This is a genomic window from Thermogutta sp. (assembly GCF_014359955.1).
Taxonomy (GTDB): domain Bacteria; phylum Planctomycetota; class Planctomycetia; order Pirellulales; family Thermoguttaceae; genus Thermogutta.
On sequence record NZ_JACIYL010000011.1, the window covers coordinates 1 to 17,922 of the forward strand.

16 protein-coding genes and 1 tRNA gene are annotated in these 17,922 nt (G+C 60.1%); 14 read left to right on the forward strand and 3 right to left on the reverse strand.

Annotation, left to right across the window (positions count from 1 at the left end; all coding sequences use genetic code 11):
* Positions 1-213: 213 nt before the first annotated feature.
* The 9 genes from H5U08_RS00880 (at position 214) to H5U08_RS00920 (ending at position 12,730) form a co-directional block, all read left to right on the forward strand.
* A complete protein-coding gene (locus H5U08_RS00880) occupies positions 214-1,788 on the forward strand; it encodes a hypothetical protein (protein WP_297029198.1) in 1,575 nt (524 codons plus the stop codon).
* A gap of 138 nt (positions 1,789-1,926) precedes the next feature.
* Positions 1,927-2,286 carry a hypothetical protein gene (locus tag H5U08_RS00885; protein WP_297029199.1) on the forward strand — a complete coding sequence of 120 codons (360 nt, stop codon included), beginning with the start codon at positions 1,927-1,929 and terminating at the stop codon, positions 2,284-2,286.
* A gap of 74 nt (positions 2,287-2,360) precedes the next feature.
* On the forward strand, positions 2,361-2,498 hold the full coding sequence (locus tag H5U08_RS00890) for a hypothetical protein (RefSeq protein ID WP_297029201.1): 138 nt from the start codon (positions 2,361-2,363) through the stop codon (positions 2,496-2,498).
* On the forward strand, positions 2,488-3,891 hold the full coding sequence (locus H5U08_RS00895) for a hypothetical protein (RefSeq protein ID WP_297029203.1): 1,404 nt from the start codon (positions 2,488-2,490) through the stop codon (positions 3,889-3,891). Before H5U08_RS00890 ends, H5U08_RS00895 begins: the two co-directional genes overlap by 11 nt.
* A complete protein-coding gene (locus H5U08_RS00900; RefSeq protein ID WP_297029205.1) occupies positions 3,891-5,774 on the forward strand; it encodes a hypothetical protein in 1,884 nt (627 codons plus the stop codon). Before H5U08_RS00895 ends, H5U08_RS00900 begins: the two co-directional genes overlap by 1 nt.
* 2 nt (positions 5,775-5,776) lie before the next feature.
* Positions 5,777-6,259, forward strand: a complete 483-nt coding sequence (locus H5U08_RS00905; RefSeq protein WP_297029207.1) for a hypothetical protein — start codon at positions 5,777-5,779, stop codon at positions 6,257-6,259.
* Positions 6,256-10,116, forward strand: a complete 3,861-nt coding sequence (locus H5U08_RS00910; RefSeq protein WP_297029208.1) for a hypothetical protein — start codon at positions 6,256-6,258, stop codon at positions 10,114-10,116. Before H5U08_RS00905 ends, H5U08_RS00910 begins: the two co-directional genes overlap by 4 nt.
* 11 nt (positions 10,117-10,127) lie before the next feature.
* On the forward strand, positions 10,128-11,888 hold the full coding sequence (locus H5U08_RS00915) for a glycosyltransferase (RefSeq protein ID WP_297029210.1): 1,761 nt from the start codon (positions 10,128-10,130) through the stop codon (positions 11,886-11,888).
* An 86-nt stretch (positions 11,889-11,974) separates the two neighbouring features.
* Positions 11,975-12,730, forward strand: a complete 756-nt coding sequence (locus H5U08_RS00920) for a hypothetical protein (RefSeq protein WP_297029213.1) — start codon at positions 11,975-11,977, stop codon at positions 12,728-12,730.
* Here the strand turns inward: H5U08_RS00920 and H5U08_RS00925 are convergent.
* Positions 12,720-13,355 (reverse strand): hypothetical protein, encoded by a 636-nt coding sequence (locus H5U08_RS00925; protein ID WP_297029215.1) that lies wholly within the window; start codon positions 13,353-13,355, stop codon positions 12,720-12,722. The genes H5U08_RS00920 and H5U08_RS00925 overlap by 11 nt on opposite strands.
* A 63-nt stretch (positions 13,356-13,418) precedes the next feature.
* On the opposite strand from H5U08_RS00925, the gene H5U08_RS00930 reads away from it, so the two are divergent.
* Together H5U08_RS00930 and H5U08_RS00935 are read left to right on the forward strand one after the other, a co-directional pair.
* Positions 13,419-13,997, forward strand: a complete 579-nt coding sequence (locus tag H5U08_RS00930; protein ID WP_297029217.1) for a glycosyltransferase family 2 protein — start codon at positions 13,419-13,421, stop codon at positions 13,995-13,997.
* Positions 13,998-14,154: 157 nt separating this feature from the next.
* The gene (locus tag H5U08_RS00935) at positions 14,155-14,400 is read left to right on the forward strand and encodes a helix-turn-helix transcriptional regulator (RefSeq protein ID WP_297029218.1); all 246 of its coding nucleotides are present in this window, start codon (positions 14,155-14,157) and stop codon (positions 14,398-14,400) included.
* 176 nt (positions 14,401-14,576) lie between these two features.
* Here the strand turns inward: H5U08_RS00935 and H5U08_RS00940 are convergent, their stop codons facing one another.
* Together H5U08_RS00940 and H5U08_RS00945 are read right to left on the reverse strand one after the other, a co-directional pair.
* On the reverse strand, positions 14,577-15,062 hold the full coding sequence (locus H5U08_RS00940) for a PIN domain-containing protein (RefSeq protein ID WP_297029221.1): 486 nt from the start codon (positions 15,060-15,062) through the stop codon (positions 14,577-14,579).
* A gap of 15 nt (positions 15,063-15,077) precedes the next feature.
* Positions 15,078-15,818: a hypothetical protein gene (locus H5U08_RS00945; RefSeq protein WP_297029223.1), complete on the reverse strand. Its 741-nt coding sequence runs from the start codon at positions 15,816-15,818 to the stop codon at positions 15,078-15,080.
* A 388-nt stretch (positions 15,819-16,206) separates the two neighbouring features.
* Here H5U08_RS00945 and H5U08_RS00950 point away from each other — a divergent pair.
* From H5U08_RS00950 to H5U08_RS00960, 3 genes are all read left to right on the forward strand, one after another.
* Positions 16,207-16,293 (forward strand) — tRNA-Ala (locus H5U08_RS00950).
* A gap of 308 nt (positions 16,294-16,601) precedes the next feature.
* Positions 16,602-16,799 (forward strand): helix-turn-helix domain-containing protein, encoded by a 198-nt coding sequence (locus tag H5U08_RS00955; RefSeq protein WP_297029225.1) that lies wholly within the window; start codon positions 16,602-16,604, stop codon positions 16,797-16,799.
* Positions 16,800-17,106: 307 nt separating this feature from the next.
* A partial coding sequence (locus H5U08_RS00960; RefSeq protein WP_297029227.1) for a site-specific integrase occupies positions 17,107-17,922 on the forward strand: 816 nt, incomplete at its 3' end.

Genomic DNA, 17,922 nt, shown 5'->3' on the forward strand with positions numbered 1-17,922 from the left:
ATATTGGGAGCCCTATTTGGACAACCAGTGGGAAGCGGTTAAGGATCTCATTCTCTAGTTCCAGGCCTGGCACGCCCGTCGCTCCACGCTCTAGGGTTTTTCCCGACTTCCGATCAAATTCCACTTGCCTTATCTCCCCCGGGACGGCCGATGTTTCGCGGAGACCGGCCGCCTGTCCCAACTTAAAGCGGCGTAGACGGTAGAATCCCCTTTATGGACCTCTACACGCCTTCTGCCGACAGCGGTTTCTTCAACCTCCTGGGAAAGCTCTTTGGCCTCGGCCGGGCGGTCGATGCGGCCCGCACAGGGTCCGTCCTCACCAAAAGAAATGCCCTGGAGGCCGCCCTGGACCTCTTCCCCGAGGCCCAGAATGCCCTCTCGGCCCATAGCACCTGGGACTCCGCCGGCAGCAATCTGGAGGGACAACTGACCGGTGTCGCTGTTGCCCTCCTGCGGCGCTACATCAGCGAAAAAGGCCTGGTCTTTCGCACAATCAATGATGCCCTGGAGACGCTCCGCCGGGACCTGGTTGCGGGCGGCTATTATTTCGCCAGTTCCACGAAGTCTTTAACGGTTACTCCCGCCACCGGCAACACGGGCGACGTCCTGGTTGCCGTCAGCGACCGCAACACCTACGGCGAACCTGTCTGGATCTATCCCGAGTCGATCGTCCTGCGAAGTGATGGCAGCGCGATCAACGTGAGTGCCGAGGCCCCAGTCTCCCGGGGAGATGCCTCCTGGCCCGGTGGCTCGGGGGCGTATTTCAGACTTCCCGTGAACACCTTCCAACAGTCCCTGCTCCGCAATGCGGGCTTCGAGGTCGCTTCGGCCAATATCCCCGACGGCTGGACGATCCACACAGGCACCCCGGGGACGACCGTCCTGGTGACCGAACCGGAGGAGCAGCAAATCACTATTTCCGGCAATCCCACGGGAGGCTATTTCGTCCTCACGTGGACCGATCCTTTGGGAAGGATTTTCCAGACCGAGCCGATCGGTTACGCCCCGACGGCCAGTGAAATCCAGTCCGCTTTGCAGGGCATCCGCGGCCTGGAGGCGGTCACTGTGACGGGGACAAATCCGTTCACTGTCACCTTCGAGAAAACGCCGGGGGACATCAACCAGCTCGGGGCGATCAATAAACTCACTGGCGGCACGAGTCCCCAGGTCACGATCACAACGACCCGCCCGGGCGATGTCCTTTCCTACCGGGGACGAGCTCTCAAACTTGTCGGCAACGGCAGCGAGCAAACAACCCTCTATCAGATGGTCCGTCTGCAACCGGGGCGGGTCTATTTCCTGCTCGGCCGGGCCCGCCGTACCGCCACAGCAAGTGGCGAGATCCGCCTGGAGCTCCGCCGGGCTGTCAACGACACGCCCCTCTCCGATTCGGCTGGCAATCTCAACCGGATCACGGTCTCTGTGAGCAGCCTCCCCAGCAACCAGCATACTGGGATTACAGGGAGTTTCCGGCTGCCGGCTGACTTCGAGGGCGGCACAGTGGCCCTAGTCATCACGGCGAGCACACCGATCCCCAATGGGCAAGCCGTGGGCCTGGATGAACTGGTGCTGGTAGAAGGCTCACGACTGTATCCCGGTGGGCCCTATATTGCGGTAGCCACGGGCTGGAAACCTTTTTCAGGGGATAGCTGGACGATCACTGCCTCAAACAACCTGGCTGGCAAGTGGGAATTGACATTGGAGCGGTTTCTTCAGTGGCGGTCGCGGATCGATCGATCGCCACCGGGATCAGGGACGACACAGATTCCAGACAGTCTCTTGGATTAGGTTTCATGAGGAGGGTGCGATGCCAACTCTGTGGGGCCACAACGAAGATGTGACGACGACCACGACGACGCCGTTTCCGGGATTCGACGGAACGACGAGCACGACGGAGATTCCGGCAGAGCAGGAGGGAGAGGACTGATGTGGCCATTCCGGAAGCGGCGTCTCCTTTTTCGCTATCACAATGGTGAGAAGTGGGTGGCGGCGGATCCGCTCCCCCTTTTTCGTCGGATCACGAAGGAGGCCGACCGATTGGTGGTCCTGGCGGCCGCCTTCGACGAGCAGAAGGATCCCGAAGCAGAGGAGTTCGTGAGCCTCGTCGCAGAGATCTTTGGACTCCGCCGCTACGATCCGCAGACCGGCCGCGGGCTCACCGACGCCGAAATCGCGGCGGTGTTCCAGCAGTTCGACGCCTTTTTGCAGGAGGTCCGGGAACGTTTTTTCCCTGGATCGACCTCGCAGCCCGCTTCGGCTGGGGGGTCATCCAATTCGCCGACCTGAGTCCGCGGGATCCCCGCTGGCCGCTCGCATTGGAGATGGCACAAAGGCGGATGTTATGGAGGGACGCCTGGCCAGTGTTTAAAGGGATCAGCATGGCCTTCGGCGAGATCCCCAAGGAGGCGTTTGAGGCAATCAGTCACGACGAGGAGGAGGCGGCCAGCGCGTACGAGTTGTACCAGGCCTATCGGAGGCTCGAAGGGGATGCTCAGTGAGTTTGCGGCCATCGTCGACGAAGTCGTCCGCGGGGCGGAGGAGCTCCGCAAGGCCCTCATCCGCGCCGAAGGGGAACTCGCCCGCACGGCCGCCTCACTCAAGGCCTCGTCCCCGCTTCCCCAAACGAGCAACGTCCTCAACCTAGACACACTCCAGAAGATCAATGCCCGCGAGATCTCGGAGGCTTTGTTAGCTACTGCGTCGACTCGTTTCGCGAAATCAGCCCAAGGGGAAGGGCGGATCCAAGAACAAGCGACTGAACCGCGGAGTACCACTCAAGATCTGGCCAAGACCAATCAGGCCCTCTCCGAACAACTCCAGAAGATCCAGCCGACGATCGAACAGATCGCCGCCCGCTTGGCGGAGCGGCGCCACGAGCCGGCCGGACCGCAGACCCAGCGGGTCGCCCAACAAGTGACCCAGCCACGCGAGCCGACGGCCACGACGACGGTGCGGCGGATCCAGGAAACGCGGCTGCGGCCGTTGCGGTCGGGAGAACGTCGCTATCGTCCGGTACGCGAACGGACCGTCTCGCCCCTGCAGAGACTGCTCCAGACCAGGCGGGGCCGGGTCTGGCGGTGGCAGCTCGAGCGGAGTCGATCGCCCCTTCGCCGCTACGTGGGACAAGCCCTCAGCCGTTATGCCGAGCGGGGCAATGCCCGCCGGCTGTTTCTGGAGTTGTCGCGGGCCCCGGCGGCGATGCGGGCGCCCCAGGCGGTCCAGCAGGCCGCCCGGGCGGGGATGACGGCCCAGCAGCTGGCCCGCGGGGCCCAGATGGTGGGGATGGTGGGACGCGTCGGGGGGATGGCGGCCACCGCGGCAGGGATTGCAACGGGGCCTGTGGGCATCGCGGTGATGGCCGCGGTGGCGATCGGGACGGCATTTGTTAAGGCGGCCGAAGCGGTCTGGAAATTCGTCCGCAGCCAGGATGAGGCCGTTCATGAAATTCAAAGGTTCGTAAGCAACTTCGCCCAGGTGCATGCAGGCTTCGCGCAACTTCAGGCCCAGTATCAGGTGGCCCGGCTCCAGGAGGCACGCCGCATGGCCGAGCGGACCTACGGCACAACGGCCCTTGCCGCCAGGGCCGCGGAACGATACCGCAGGGAAGGTGAGGAATTACGGGCCTTGCAGCAGAATCTCCACAATCTGTGGCAGGTTGGCAAACTCCAACTCGCCGAAGTGACGAAGATTGCCACGGGCATTAAGACGCTGGAAAAGCTGGCAGGTCCGATCAATAACGCCATTGAGGCATTCATGCTCTTTCTGGGGGTGGATACGCGTCCCAAACCACCACCTTTCCAGGAGTGGCTCGACCCCTATCGCCGGGCCCGGGTACAGATGCCGCAGCGTCAGGCCCCCGCGGCCCCCTTCAATCGCGGTCCGAAGAAGTAATGATCGTCGTCGAGTACAACAATATCCGACTAGAAAACGTGATCACCCGCGGTTTCCGGCAGGAAGTGGTCTACGATCCGTCGGGAACAGACCATTTCTTTGTCCGTTATACCCTGGAATTCGAAGGGCTCATCACGGGATTCCGGCGTGGGCAGTACGCTGCCTGCGAGATGATGGGTGTTCCCGTGATCGCGCACGCGTTGTGGAAGGACATTCGCCATGCCCTCATGGATCCCCGCCATGTCCTGGAGGTGAAAGGGGCCTTCAAGGACGGCGATCAGGTCAACTGGCTGACCCTCTTCCGGTGCGTTCCCGAGCGGATCAATCCCCAGGACCCCGATCGCGATCTCGGACATGGCCCCAAGCCGATCCATTTGGAGACCCTGGGCAGCATCGGCGGACGGGCCCTTAAAGTTCGCTGGCAGGTCCAGTGCGAAAAATTGGACTTCCTAAAAGACCTCAGTTATTCGGAACGGATTCATTTCGAAAAGGAATTCGCCGATCTGCAAACGGTCCTCGATAATCGCTGGTCCGTCGAGGAAGAGCTGGACAGCAATTTTTATCTCACCCGCACGATCCGCGGGTCACTGCGATTGTCGCGGCCTGTTGCGCGCATCGGCTTCGACTACCGCTGGATCACGGTCCCCGCCCTGGAGGCGGGATTCAAACGCCAGCGGTTCCGCTATGCCGTGAAGGAAGATGGCCTGACCTGCGAATATGAAGTCGTCGATCGGCAGGTCCACACGGCCGCCCCTTGGCCCGCCACCGAGATGCGTGTCACCAACAGTAAATCCACCGAACTGGGCATGCACTACCGCGGGCACTGTCAGGTCGATCTCATCGGACCACCTCACGTCCCGCGCAAGGCCCTTGTCATCCGGGCGATTCAGATCATGGATGCCCTCACGAAGTTCCTGTCAAGAAACTTGATGAACGATAAGTTTCTCAACTGGCTCCCCGTTCGGATTCAACTCACCGAATACATTGGCGAAGTGAACCAGGTCTCGGGTTCCATCGAATACCAGTTCTCGCCGGGCACCGATCTCACGGAAGCGGAACAGCAATTCGTCAACAACTACAAAGAACTGGGGAATGATCTCGACCTATCGGCCCAGCCGTGGCCCATTCCCGGTCTGGGCGTTCCGCCGCATCCCCAGTACGATCCCAATCTCTCCTGGATGCCGGCCCCTTACGGCTACAACACCTGGGGCGGGGAGAGGGATCCTGCCGCGGTCGCCATCTTCCAGTGCTATTTGCAGAGGCCCTACCATCCCTGGCATGCCACCGGTTGGTGGCCTGCCCCCCAGGGCGCTCCCGAAGAGGTTACCCGCCCGGCCGTGGAAGAGGTCTCCGTGCAACGAGTGAAACCGGGAGACCTTATTGTTCCCGAGGAAGAACGCAAATTCTCGCCTAGCCACCAGACGGCCATGTACACCTACTGCCGGATGGTGTCCACCTATAGGATCTCCCGCCGCCGAATGGTGTTCGATCGACTGTCCGCCGATGACGAAGCCGCGCAGACAGTCGTCGTGCAGCTTGGACACAGCACGGCCCGCCGGGTCATCGTCATTGACGCCGAACGCCACGGCCAGCACCCCGAATTACCGGCACCCGTCGATTACACGGATGACAACGGCGTGAAGGGGTACCTGCTCGATTATTCGATCGACCTTCTGCCGCCGGCCGTGTCCCCGGCGGGAGACGGCTGGATTTACCGGGCCCGGGCCAGATACGTCTACGCCCTGGATCGGGCACCACCCGAGAAGTCGGCTGTCTGGCCTGTCGGCCGCATGCCGCACACGGCGGCCACGGACAGCGGATTCAAACCCGAGGACGTCTTCACCGAGGACATTGGACCCAATCCCTCGCCATCGCCGTCATAACCATGGCCACTGACGTCACGCAAATCGATGTCCTTGAGTGGGTTCTCCAGCACCTGCGGAGCGAGCTCGCGCTGAGCGAGAACACCTGCTTTCTCGCCGCCGATGACCTCGCCCCGATGGAGTTGCCACCAGCTCCCGTCTTCGTCACCGTGACACCCCTGGAAGGGCATTTCGAGGTTGAGGAACAGAGCGTAGAGAACACCATCGAGGAGTGGACCTTCCGCGTGAGACTGTACATGCGGATTGCACGCGACCGCAGCGGCAGCGACCACAATCGCCTTTTGCATCCGACCGATGGCGTTCTTGCGTGGAAGCGGCGGATTCTGCGGGCCCTCTGCGGCCAGCATCTTGTGCAGTGGAATGTGGGCAGGACAATCGCGGCCGTGTCCTGCACCCGGATGGTATGGCTTCAGGGCCAGCGCGGCGACCTGCACTATGCCAGTCTGGCCATTGATTTTCTCATCCCCATATCCTGGAACCTGTGAGCGATAAGATCATCTTCACCATTAACGATCTGGCGTGCATCCTCCGGCCCGCGGATCGGCGGGCCCAGGCCTGGTTCCGCCGTCACTGGCCACCGGGATACTGGCCCTATGTGGCTCCGCCCGCCAGTCCATTTTCCCCGAACTATCTCTGGCTTTCCGAGATCGGAACGCGGCCGCTGGGCGGCTGGTCCACGTTTCGCTGGGCGGACAGACTGCCGCGACGATGGGAACTCAATACGTTGTGGATTCCCACGGGGGCCTCACGATTTACGATTGGGCTGTTTCTCATCGACGGCCAGTCGGCACGCGAGATCTACAAGCAAATCCAGGAATCTAGTGGCAACACCGGCGTTATTTTTTATTTCGAGCACGGAGAAGATGGATACGCTCAGGTCCTGTGGGTCCTCGATCTGGTGCCGGTCGTGGCCCACGAGACGCTCGATAAAGCCCCACAAGAGGACGCCGGCGACGAACTCTACCTGCTTGTCCTCGTGGACGATCGCTACTTCTGGCAGTTTGTTTACATTCCACTCGATCGCCCCAGGCGGTGGGGCGAGATCATCGAGACACTCCAGGAGACACTCCAGGCGAAAGTCCGTTTCTGGACCCCCGAAGGGGACATCGTTGATTACGATGAGATCACCGCGGCCGATCTCGATCGGTTTCCTGACCTGGAAGCCGACATCCATGCCACCAGCACCACCACCAGCCGCGTGTGCACCACTTCGACAAGCACGTCCTCCACCAGCAGCACCTCAACGAGTTCGACATCCAGCACAACGAGCACGAGCACCACAACCACGCTGCCGCCCATTCTTCCCGATCCGGAAGGCTGGACGACTCCCGGCCAGCCGGCCACGGTGATTCTCGACGCCCTCGCCGCCGGACTGGGATATGTCGTCGGCTCTGTGTTCTGGTGGTCTGGCGGAATTCACTACATCGAGCTGACGAAGAAACGATTCTTCGCCGACAGTGAGCAGAAAAAAACACTCCATATCCTGGCTGGCCGCAGCGACGGAAAGGCCGACACGCACTATCAGCCACGCAATCTCCGCCTGAGCTGGCCGGTCTGCAGCCCTTCCGGACGCTACCTCAAGTTCCGGACCCTCGATGACACGCTCGATTCTGGGACTGGCCAGCGTTCCTACCAGACAACGGGCTGCAACCTGTCGGAGGACTGCGCGCGGGCGATCCTCAAGCGGATCCGCAAGATTCAGGAGATCACTTCGCCGAGCCTCAGCACGCTCACTCTCCCTCTCAGCGACGCGCCCCAAATTCTGGCCGAGCCGTACGCCGACATCGACTGGCTGCAACTAGACGTGAACCGCGGCCGGATTCTTGTGGCCGCCCAACATGCGGCGGTGGAACCGGCCCTCTACAGTCTGACCTGCCGCGATTCGCAAGGGGGCACGACAAGCACCACAGCCGTTCCTGGCTGGGGACAGAGCGGCTGCGAGCCGTGCACCTGCACCTGGGAGTGCGTCGATGGAGAGGCGCGGATCAAGGAAAGCACCTGCCCCGAAGGCTGCGAGTGTGCCCCGCAGCCGAAACGCTGCGAAGATGAGAATTGGGAGCTGGTAGTTCCTTGTGTCACGACGACGACACCTCCCTGCAGCGGCACCTGTCACTGGCAATGGGACGATCAAAACAAGGCCTGGACGCTGGTTAACGGTCAATGTTCCGAAGGGTGTCTGTGTGCGTCACCGCAATTCTGCGGGGACGGGGATTGTGCCTACGCCTCGACGTTCTGCGTGAAGGCGGACAGTCAACCCCCCAATCCCATCTGTACGACAAGTTCACCGACAAGCAGCACGAGCACTTCCAGTCCGGGAAGCACGACTCCCTGCCCCTATCCGCCTGGCCATCCGTGCTGTCCCGAGACCTGGACGACAACCACCACGCCCCGGCCGGAGTGCTGTTGTCCCGATAGCGGGACTGTTTGTGGCGGATGCCAGTGGAAGGCGGTCATTGGTATCGGCGGAGGTCTGAGCTGGGTCATCGCGAATTCTGATTGCTGTCCCGACTGCGGATGTGCGTATCCGACACGGATGCCGCGCGACCAGTGCGACATCGAACACACTCCCTGCAGTCAGCGTCCGCCTGTGATCACCACCCCATGCCCGCCCTGCGCCGGCGGATGCGAATGGGTCTGGTCCATCACCTGGCAACGATGGGTAAAAACCCGCGAGTCCTGTACCCGTTCCGGTCCGTTCTGCCCCTGTCCAGATGGACAGGAGTGCCAGAAGTGCCTCTGTGATCCACCGTCGCAGTCGCCCGCGGATCCCTCCTGCCACAACCTCGCCTACACACCCTGTCACTGCGTCTGCGGCACGACCCCCTGGCCGTGGCCGTGCCCGCCACCGCCGACAACGCGGCCGCCGACCACAAGCACGACCCCGGGTTGTGGCAGTCGCTGCCTGATGCGGTGGGATGGATCGGGGTGGAATCCCGTCGGCCCTCCCTGCCCGGGGAATTGCCCCTGTGCGACACCGCCGGTTGCTGGCAGCCAGGTCGGAGAGTGCCGCGAATCGGTGTGTGTCCCGGGAACCACCAGTAGCACCTCCACCAGCTCCACCAGCTCGACGACCACCAGCACGACGACGACAAGCTCCACGACGACCACCACGGCCTGTCCGGGCTATTGCCTCTACGGGGCCACCGATACAGGCGTCTACCTCATTTCCAATCAGTGCCAGTCGGGATGCCAGTGTGCTCCGGCCCCCTGCACCGAGGTCCTGCCCGGGCAAACGGTCGTGGTCGGCTGCCTGACAGCAGGCCAGGCCGCCACCACAACGACCTGCAGTTGCTATGGCTACTGCGAGTATCTGGATCCGTTCATCGTGGACCAGCGCTGCGCCCCGGGCTGCCGCTGCAAGCCCCTTCCCTGCGACGGTTCACAGACACGGGGCATCGTCGGCTGCGAACCGGTGACCGGCACAACCACCACCTGTCCCTGCCCGGGCTGGTGTGCGTACGAGCTCCTCTATGAGTCTGATGGCAGGAAGACAATTCTCACTCACGGCGGGAACTGTCCGCCGGGATGCGGCTGTCCCGTGGTGTGCCCGGATGAACTTGAATCTCCAGGGATGTTCTACAGGCGCTGCACGAGCGACCAAGAGCAACTGACGAAGACCTGCATCTGTACCGGGGCATGCGAATGGCGGGCCAGACGAAATAACGCCGATGGCAGCCTTTACTGGGAGCTCTGGGATAATCAATGCAGTGAGAATTGCCAGGGGTGCCCACCACCGGCACATCCGCCGCAAGTATCCGGGGAGGTTGAGTTCACGGCATGCCAATCGGCCACCACGACCCGGCAGCCGTGTGGCGGCTCCTGTGTCTGGGAATGGTCTTCCTGGTATCACATCTGGGCCCTCACAAAAGGCTGTCCGCAGGGGTGCTACTGCCGGCCGCCGGAAGGCCCCGGACCGGTCTGGGATCCCGTTTCCGGCTGGACCAATACCTACATCTCGCAGTGCGTGGACCAGCCCCCGCCTCCGCCGCCGACCAGCACGAGCTCCTCCACCACCTCCAGCTCGAGCACAACGACCAGCAGTACGACATCCAGCACAACGTCGTCCACCACCTCCAGCACGACTTCAACGACGACGTCATCGACGACCACCACGACGGGCCAGCCCACAACCAGCTCGAGCACAACCTCGAGTTCCAGCACCAGCACAACGTCGACGCCGGGCTGCTCTTCCTGCCAGTGTCTCTGGCAGTTTGATGACGAGTATGGCTGGATACTCTATTACGACTGCACCTATGAAGGGTGCGGCTCGAATTGTTCCTGTGACCCGCCGCCACGGAGTGGGTATTACCAAGGAGAGCTTTATTACGTGCAGTGTCATTGAGGAGGAGAAGGATGTTTCTCACTATCGGCATGGCCTGTTACGACGATTTCGACGGGGTCTATTTCACGGTCATGGACCTGCTCATCCATCACAACGAGGCCCTGCAAGACGCCGAGATCGTGATCGTGGATAACGCTCCGCACCTCCCCAGCGGGAAGACGACGGGGGACTTCGTGCGGAGCCTCGGCGGTCAACCTGTGCCGGTGCGTTATGTGCCCCTGCCGCAACCCGTCGGCACGTCACCAGCCCGCGACGCGATTTTCCAACACTCCAAAGGCGAGTATGTCCTGGTCCTCGATTGCCATGTCCTGCTGCTGCCGGGAGCCCTGATGCGACTGGAAAAATTCCTGGAGGAAAACCACCCCTGCGATGACCTCCTCCAGGGCGTCCTCCACTCGGACGATCTCCGCCACCGCTGGACGCACTTCCAGGACGTCTGGCGGGCCGAGATGTGGGGGATCTGGGGCTCCGATCCGCGGGGGCAGAGTGCCGAAAACCCACCGTTTCAGATCTTCGCCCAGGGACTCGGCCTCTTCTGTGCCCGGCGGGAAAGCTGGCTCGGCTTCCATCCCCTGGCCCGCGGCTTCGGCGGGGAAGAGTGCTACATCCACGAGAAATACCGCCGGGCCGGCCGGAAATGCCTCTGCCTGCCGGGACTCGGCTGGGTCCACCGGTTTGGCCGCCCCAAAGGGGTTCCCTACCCGCTCACGCAGTGGAACAAGGTCCGCAATTATGTGCTCGAACACCTCGAGCTGGGCCTTGGTCTAGACCGCGTCTATCGGCACTTTGTGCTCGGCGAGGGCGAGGATCCCGGCGACGGCTCAGCCCCCCAGGGGGCACTCAGCCGGATGCCGGAAGAGCATTGGAAATATCTCCTCGACGATCCTGAAAAGCACCTTCATCCACCCGTAAAGTCGTCCACGGGCTGCGGCGGTTGCGGGGGAGGCCCGGCGATCGAATCGCTGGAGAAGTGGTACGAATGGCAGGCGGAACATCACCCCGACCTCAAGGGACACATCCCGCGTCTGAAAGAGCTGGCCACCGGGAAAACACTCGTGGTGGAACTAGGCAACGCCCGCGGTGGGAGTACGGCCGCCTTCCTGGCCGCGAAGCCGAAACGGCTCGTGTCAGTGGATGTCAACGCTCCCGGATGGCTTGCGCAGGTCACGGAGAAGGTGAACGAGACCAGCTTCGACTTCATCCAGGCCGACTCGCGGTTCGTCGAACTCCCGGATGGCATTGAGGTTCTGTTCATCGACACCCAGCACACGGCGAGCCAGGTCTGGGCGGAGTTGAACGCCCATGCGGGCAGGGTCCAGGGGCTGATCGTCCTCCACGACACCAAAACCTTCGGCGAACGCGGCGAGGACGGGGGCCCGGGCCTCCTCCCGGCCCTGCGTCGTTTCCTCAAGGAAAATCCACAATGGACCGTGCTGAAGCACTACGAGGACTGGCACGGGCTGACAATCCTCTCCAATCGGCCCGAGGATCGCCCGAAGCTCCCCTCCACGGCCCGCCAGGTCTTCAATTTCACCAGGGCCGTCATCGAGCACGTGAAAAGCGGGGCCCGGTTCGTGAGCAGGGAAGAACTCGAACGCCGCCTGGACATCTGCGCCCTCTGCGAACACCGGGCCGAGAACCGCTGCTCGATCTGCGGATGTTATCTGATCGATTCGCCGACCGGACAGGGGGGCAAGGCGGAATGGGCCGACCAGGCCTGTCCGATTGGCAAGTGGCTGCCGGTTCAGGGCCAACGCAAGGACGCTGCCTGACGGAAAAATTCGACACTTTTCGACACCTAACGGGGGTGTCGAAAAAGGGTTATAGGTATTCACAAGATGTGTGTGGAAAATGACTTATGACAGAAAAACGTCCCTCGGCGATGGTCGTTGCCATTTGTCCGACTTTCCGCCGCCCGCAACTGGCCGGGAACGCCGCGGCCTGCTTTCTTGCTCAGAAGGTTGGCGGCAAGCGGGCGCTCCTCATCTGGGACGACGGGGGCAGTCTTCACCCCCACCACAATGGTTCCATCCATGTTATTACGTCCAAGCGTTTTTCGGACCTGGGCAGCAAGTACAACGCCCTGGCGAAACTGGCGGTATCGATGCTGGACGCCGACTTCCTGGCGGTCTGGGAAGACGACGATATTTATTTGCCCTGGTATCTTGCGGCCCACCTGGAGGCCATACAGAGAACAGGACGCCTGTGGTCCAAGCCATCGCGGGTGCTGAGCTTGTACACAGGAAGCCTCCAGGAAGAACCGGCTGCGGGACGCTTTCACGCGTCGATCTTTTTGAGCCGCGAGGCCTGGAGGCGGGTCAAGTGGCCGACCCACGGACGGGCCGACTTCGATCAGGAGTTCATGGCCAGTTTATTGCGGGAATGTGGGCCGCCGGCCGATCCCCTGGAGGTCCATCCGGTCCCGGGATATGTCTTTCGTTATGGCTCGACGAAAAACTACCACGCCCAGTACTTCATGAAGGGTCCAGACGATACGAGCTGGTACCAGGACGTCGAGCGAACGGTGAGTCCAGTGCCGAAAACGGAATTGCGAGCCGAATTCGACGAAGAGACGCGGGCTGTTTACGAACGCTTTCGGGAGCCTAGGACGTAGACTGCAAACGCTCCACCTGGAGGAGCGTGTGCACGGCCAAAAAGGAGCCTAAATACATTCCCGCAAGAGTGGCGAGTATCCAGAACGACACTTCCTTCTCTGCGGCCTCGAAGATTGGATTGCGGCTGAATGGCATAAGGTCCCGCGGGTCCACATGGTAGAGGAGACCAAGAAAGAATCCGCCTCCCGCACAAAGAAGGATCGAGCCCAGCGTTAGCGCAACGGCCACGGGAGACGGCACGTGCTTGAGAGAAAGGATAGAGGCCGTGGCTCGGATGCTCCACCAGCAAGTGAAGGGAACAATGCCCAGGACATACCAGACTGCGGGCACAATGTAGGTCAGATTGGACAAGCAGAGGGCCGCCACAAGGCCGATTGGGATGTTGATGAGGCCCATAACCCAGACGATCCCCAGATGGCGATACCTGCGATGGGAAACGAAACGTCGATAAAGGAAGGCCGCAGCGCCGGGGCGCTCGGAGAAGACTTGATCGTTGAGAGGAGGCGGTTCGACCGGTGCGGTCGCCGTGACCTCGATCGTTCCGCCACACTTCGGACACTGATAACGCCCTGGCCGGGGCGCCCGGGCCGTCGCCCTACAATGCGGACATTGGACGATTTCCATGCTGAGCCCCTCGTCATGTGTGGATCTTGTTCCGATGATAATTGGCCTGGCCAGTAGGTCAATATGGAAACCCTCCATCTCATCACGCCAGTGAGCCGCCCGGAAAACCTGCCTCGCCTGGAGTATAGTATTCGGGGCGGGTTTCGGACCACGAACGTCCTGTGGTGGTGCCTGTTCGATGAGCGATTTGGACCCGTACCGCCACGGCTGCCGTGGTCCCGGATTCACTACTGGGGACCGGGGCCAGGGCAAACCGGGGCCGTGGGTTACGCCGCGCGTAACTGGGCCATCGAACGGATCACTGGCGGATGGCTTTACTTCCTCGATGACGATAACCTCATCCATCCGGAGTTCGAAGACGCGTTCATCGAGGCCCGCCGTCTCCATCCCCAGGCGGGCTGGTTCCTCTTCGACCAGGTGGCCGCGGATGGAACGTTGCTCCGCGAGGCCCAATGTCCTCCCAGTGTGGGCCACGTGGACCTGGGCCAGGCCGTCATCCGCCGTGACGTCCTTCAAGGATTTCGGTTTCAGGAAGACCGCTACGACGCCGACGGCGAACTCTTTGCGAGGCTGGCCGCGGCTGTGCCACCGGTCTGCATCCCCCGCCGAGCCAGCTTTTACAACGCCTTGCGGTGCGGATGAGGGTTGATTCAGGGTTTATGATAAGTATGGTTGTCATCTTGATGACATTCTGGATTTCAGAAACAACTCTCGCCTGGCACGGTCTACTGATGTAAAATTCTTTGGTTTTCTGGAACCAGTCTGGATGACGTTCACAGTACGGAGAGGGCCGGGCCCTATGTCTACTCTGGCGGAGCGTTTGAAGCGGGCTCGAGAATCGCTGGGTCTCACCCAGGAGGCCGTGGAGCGGGCCACCGGGATTGGAACGTCGAGCCTTTCCGAGTTCGAATGCGGAAAGCGCGAACCACGGCTGGCGCAATTGCGGTTGCTGGCAGATTGCTACCGGCGACCTCTCAGTTACTTCCTGCGTAAAGACGAACCTAAACCGCAGCCTGTTATGTGGTGCAAGTTTCCCGACGGCTGACCCTTCAACAAAAAGAGAACGATCTGGAAGACAAGAACGACCCGCCGAAAGACGAAAATCAACAGTGAGTTGCACACAATAGACTGAACGGAGGCTAATTTTCCACTAAAATGTAACCCCTCTGAAGCTCATGGCATGGCCACCCCGTTTCCACTCAGGCTGGTAAACGTCGATTGTTATTCGAAGCCTGGAAGCATGGTTGAAGGCGGTGGTTCGCGGGCCTGAATCCCTAGATCCAGAGCCAATGTGACGAGATCTTGGTCAAAGCTGATCAATTCGTCAGCTTTGTGGGCCAAAGCCGTTGCGATGATCAGACAATCCCGAAAGCGTTTTTCGCGGTTGGAATTGACAGGCTGTGTCGCACCGGGTTTCATTCTCTGTCGTTGCTTACTTACCACCTGCCGGAATTCGATTGCGGCCTCAAAATCAAAGGGAATTATGCAGAAGTTCTCTTGAAGACGTTTTCCCGTTTCTTCGAAAGAGCTGTCGCAACCGAAAAGAAACTCAGCGGCCACGATCGCCGGAATGCAGATGTGAACTTTATTCTTAGCACACTCGCTTAAGAAATGTTTCGCTCGTGCGGCTTTGTCGCAATTGGGGTCGTCGGGCCGAATCGCATACACAAGCACATTGGTGTCGATGAAAACCACACTTGACCCCATTACGCAGGCCCCGAATTATTCGCACCACAAGCTCCGAAGAAACTTATCAATGTCGTCAATTTTCGCCCAATCCGGTCCAGCAGTTTTTTGCAGCGCCTCGATGGCACTGTCAAGCGGTGTTTTCCGATAAGGCAAAAGCTTGTCAGCGCGAAATGTGAGCAGGGTGCCTGTATTGAAATCCCATTTTCCCTTCCCGCAAACACCGATTTCTTCGTAGAGATGACGCCCAATCTCTTTGGCAAGTTCCTTGCTAATCTCAATGGTTAACGTTTTTCCTTTATAACCAGACAACTTCAGCCTAGCTTCTTTTCCTCCGACTTGGATACACTCTCCATACAGCGTTGTTTCGCCTTCAATGCAAGTGGGCGTCAAACGTTTCTCACCGGGGATGGATAATGTACCGATTTCATCCCCTGTGAATTCCACCTTCCAACCGCGTTTTTCGACCATCCGCTGTAGGTCATTGAGCGATCGTACGGCATTTGGCGGCGGAGGCGCGCTGCCCTTAACAATCTCCGAGAGTGTCTTGTTGGCAGTCTGAAGTTCGTCTGGCGCGACACACTCGATGCACAGGCTCCCCTCTTTGACACCGGTGAGACGCAGGTAGAGGTCGGGACCTGGTTTACCGTCCGGGCAGGCCAATTCTTTAAGGAGCTTCTCGTATCGATCAAGAAACGCGAAGAGGTCTCTTACCGGCACCTGGTCCGGTCGAACATGAGGCCCCTGAATATGAATTTCAAGTCGCTTAAGGCTCATGGGCCAGGTACCTCTCCCTGAGACAGTCGTCGATGGCCTTGTCGGTTGGTCTTATTCGCCTCTCGATATTAAGCTCGGCGGCATTTAATTCTAAATTTGGGATCCCGGTTACGCAACTGAGAAAATAGCCACCGATCTCGGTAACAATCCAAGCGGGTTACGACCCCAAGATGTAGTGGTTGCTAGAGTGACTAGACACTATCTGCTGATCGCAATTGACTTGACTTTCACGATGAAGGGTCCACCACAGGAAAACCGAAGCAGGTCATCATCTACCTTCCCCTGCGCGAGTTGTTGACACCTGTCAACGCCTGGTCTTTTCGCGTCTCCATCCCCCATCACATCTGATAACACCCGCAAAATCGGTAGTCTCCCAAAGTTGGGATCGGGACCTCAAGTGGCAAGTTCACCAGACTAGCAATCTGGTTCTACCTCCAGACTGTGGATCTGGGTGTCGCGGGTTCGAATCCCGTCAGCCACCCTCGGCAGGTGCCCGATTCCGCGAGGGCCGGGGGGCTTCGGCGGTGCCGGTGAGCCCTGACTTGTCTATTAAGCGAAACGGCCGTCAATAATAAATCCCCACTTTATGGTTATGAGGTGTGTGCTGACTCGAAATCAGGTGCCCCGAAAGGGGTTGCGGGTTCGAGTCCCGTGCCCTCCGCTCGGCAGGCGCCCGGTTCGGTGACGGCCGGGGGGCTTCGGCGGTGCCGGTCAGCCCTTCCACGCCTGCTTTCATTCTTGCACTAATGCTAAGTGTGCGCATATAATGGAGGCATGAGTTCCATGATTATCGAACCGCGGGAACGGCTGTTCAGCGTCGATAGTGCGGCAAAACGCCTTGCCGTATCGCGAGGCCGCGTGCACCAACTCGTGGCAAGCGGGCGTATTAAGGCAATCAAGATTGCAAAGGCCCTGCTCATCCCAGAGTCGGAACTTGCTAAATACGAACGCGATCGCAGACCGTACCGTAAGTCCCTATAACCTCTGTCGGCTTTTGAATTTGCAGCTTTTTGCTATTGACAAAAGCTAGGCGCACGCTTAGAATCAGTCTTGGAAAAATGACCGGCACCTTCTGGGCCCGCTCTCGGGCGGCTTGGCGGGTGCTAAGAAAACCAGGCGGGTAGTTGCACCTGCACTCACACAATTCGGAGTGCTGTCATGCGCGGAAATTGTGCGCTCTTAGTGCGCGGAGTATGGCAGACTTCCAATAGGAGGTCAAGTCGTAGTCCGCGGCCTTCGGGGGGCAGGGTGGCCCGAGAGGCCGCTCTACACCCGAGGAGAAGGCAGCATGAGAATCAGTCAGCTCGCAAAACAATACACTCTTGTCCGACCGCATCAATCGCCCAAGCACATCAAAGACGTGGAGCGGGTTGTGCGAAGATTCGTCGAAGCGAATGGGGACATTTCATTGGTCGATCTTTGCGAAGAGCACATCGCGAGGTTTCTTTCGCACGTCGGTGCCGGCTGCGAATCTTGTCATTCCTTGAAGCACTATCTCACTGTGCTCAAAGCGGTCTTAAACGAAGCCTACCAACAACAACTGATTGTTCGGATTCCGCGGTTTCCAAAAATACGAGTGGAAAGGCGAATACCAGATGCCTGGACTTTGGAAGAGATCCAACAATTGTTTGCACACGTTGCCAACCTAGAAGGTTACGTGGGCCGGACTCCTGCCCGGCTCTGGTGGGAGTCGCTCCTGCTCGCGGCGTATTACACAGGGCTGAGGATCAGTGCACTTTTGAGTATCTCCTGGTTTCAGGTCGATTTAGAGCGGCGGTATCTTCGGGCGTTGAGCCGGAAGACGCAAAAAGAACAACTGTTTTCGATTCCCGAAGACCTGTCGATCCTCTTGCACCAACTCCGCCACCATCCGCAGCAAAAGGTCTGGGAACATCCCTATCACGAGAAATGGCCTTTTCGAGCTCTCCGGCGGATCGTGGACCGGGCCGGCATTCCGGCTCCCAAGAATCTGCACGGGCAACTGTTTCAGAAGATGCGGCGCACCTGTATCACCTGGACCGCCGTGAACGATCTGAACATGGCCACCAGGGTGGCGGGCCATGCTTCGCCGGATACAACCATCAAGCACTACGTGGATCCGCGG

Coding starts and splice junctions, on each gene's coding strand:
- H5U08_RS00930 (WP_297029217.1), top strand. CDS start 13,419: ATGGAAACCCTCCATCTCATCACGCCAGTGAGCCGCCCGGAAAACCTG.
- H5U08_RS00940 (WP_297029221.1), bottom strand. CDS start 15,062: ATGGGGTCAAGTGTGGTTTTCATCGACACCAATGTGCTTGTGTATGCG.
- H5U08_RS00920 (WP_297029213.1), top strand. CDS start 11,975: ATGACAGAAAAACGTCCCTCGGCGATGGTCGTTGCCATTTGTCCGACT.
- H5U08_RS00955 (WP_297029225.1), top strand. CDS start 16,602: ATGATTATCGAACCGCGGGAACGGCTGTTCAGCGTCGATAGTGCGGCA.
- H5U08_RS00915 (WP_297029210.1), top strand. CDS start 10,128: ATGTTTCTCACTATCGGCATGGCCTGTTACGACGATTTCGACGGGGTC.
- H5U08_RS00880 (WP_297029198.1), top strand. CDS start 214: ATGGACCTCTACACGCCTTCTGCCGACAGCGGTTTCTTCAACCTCCTG.
- H5U08_RS00905 (WP_297029207.1), top strand. CDS start 5,777: ATGGCCACTGACGTCACGCAAATCGATGTCCTTGAGTGGGTTCTCCAG.
- H5U08_RS00935 (WP_297029218.1), top strand. CDS start 14,155: ATGTCTACTCTGGCGGAGCGTTTGAAGCGGGCTCGAGAATCGCTGGGT.
- H5U08_RS00895 (WP_297029203.1), top strand. CDS start 2,488: ATGCTCAGTGAGTTTGCGGCCATCGTCGACGAAGTCGTCCGCGGGGCG.
- H5U08_RS00925 (WP_297029215.1), bottom strand. CDS start 13,355: ATGGAAATCGTCCAATGTCCGCATTGTAGGGCGACGGCCCGGGCGCCC.
- H5U08_RS00945 (WP_297029223.1), bottom strand. CDS start 15,818: ATGAGCCTTAAGCGACTTGAAATTCATATTCAGGGGCCTCATGTTCGA.
- H5U08_RS00900 (WP_297029205.1), top strand. CDS start 3,891: ATGATCGTCGTCGAGTACAACAATATCCGACTAGAAAACGTGATCACC.
- H5U08_RS00885 (WP_297029199.1), top strand. CDS start 1,927: ATGTGGCCATTCCGGAAGCGGCGTCTCCTTTTTCGCTATCACAATGGT.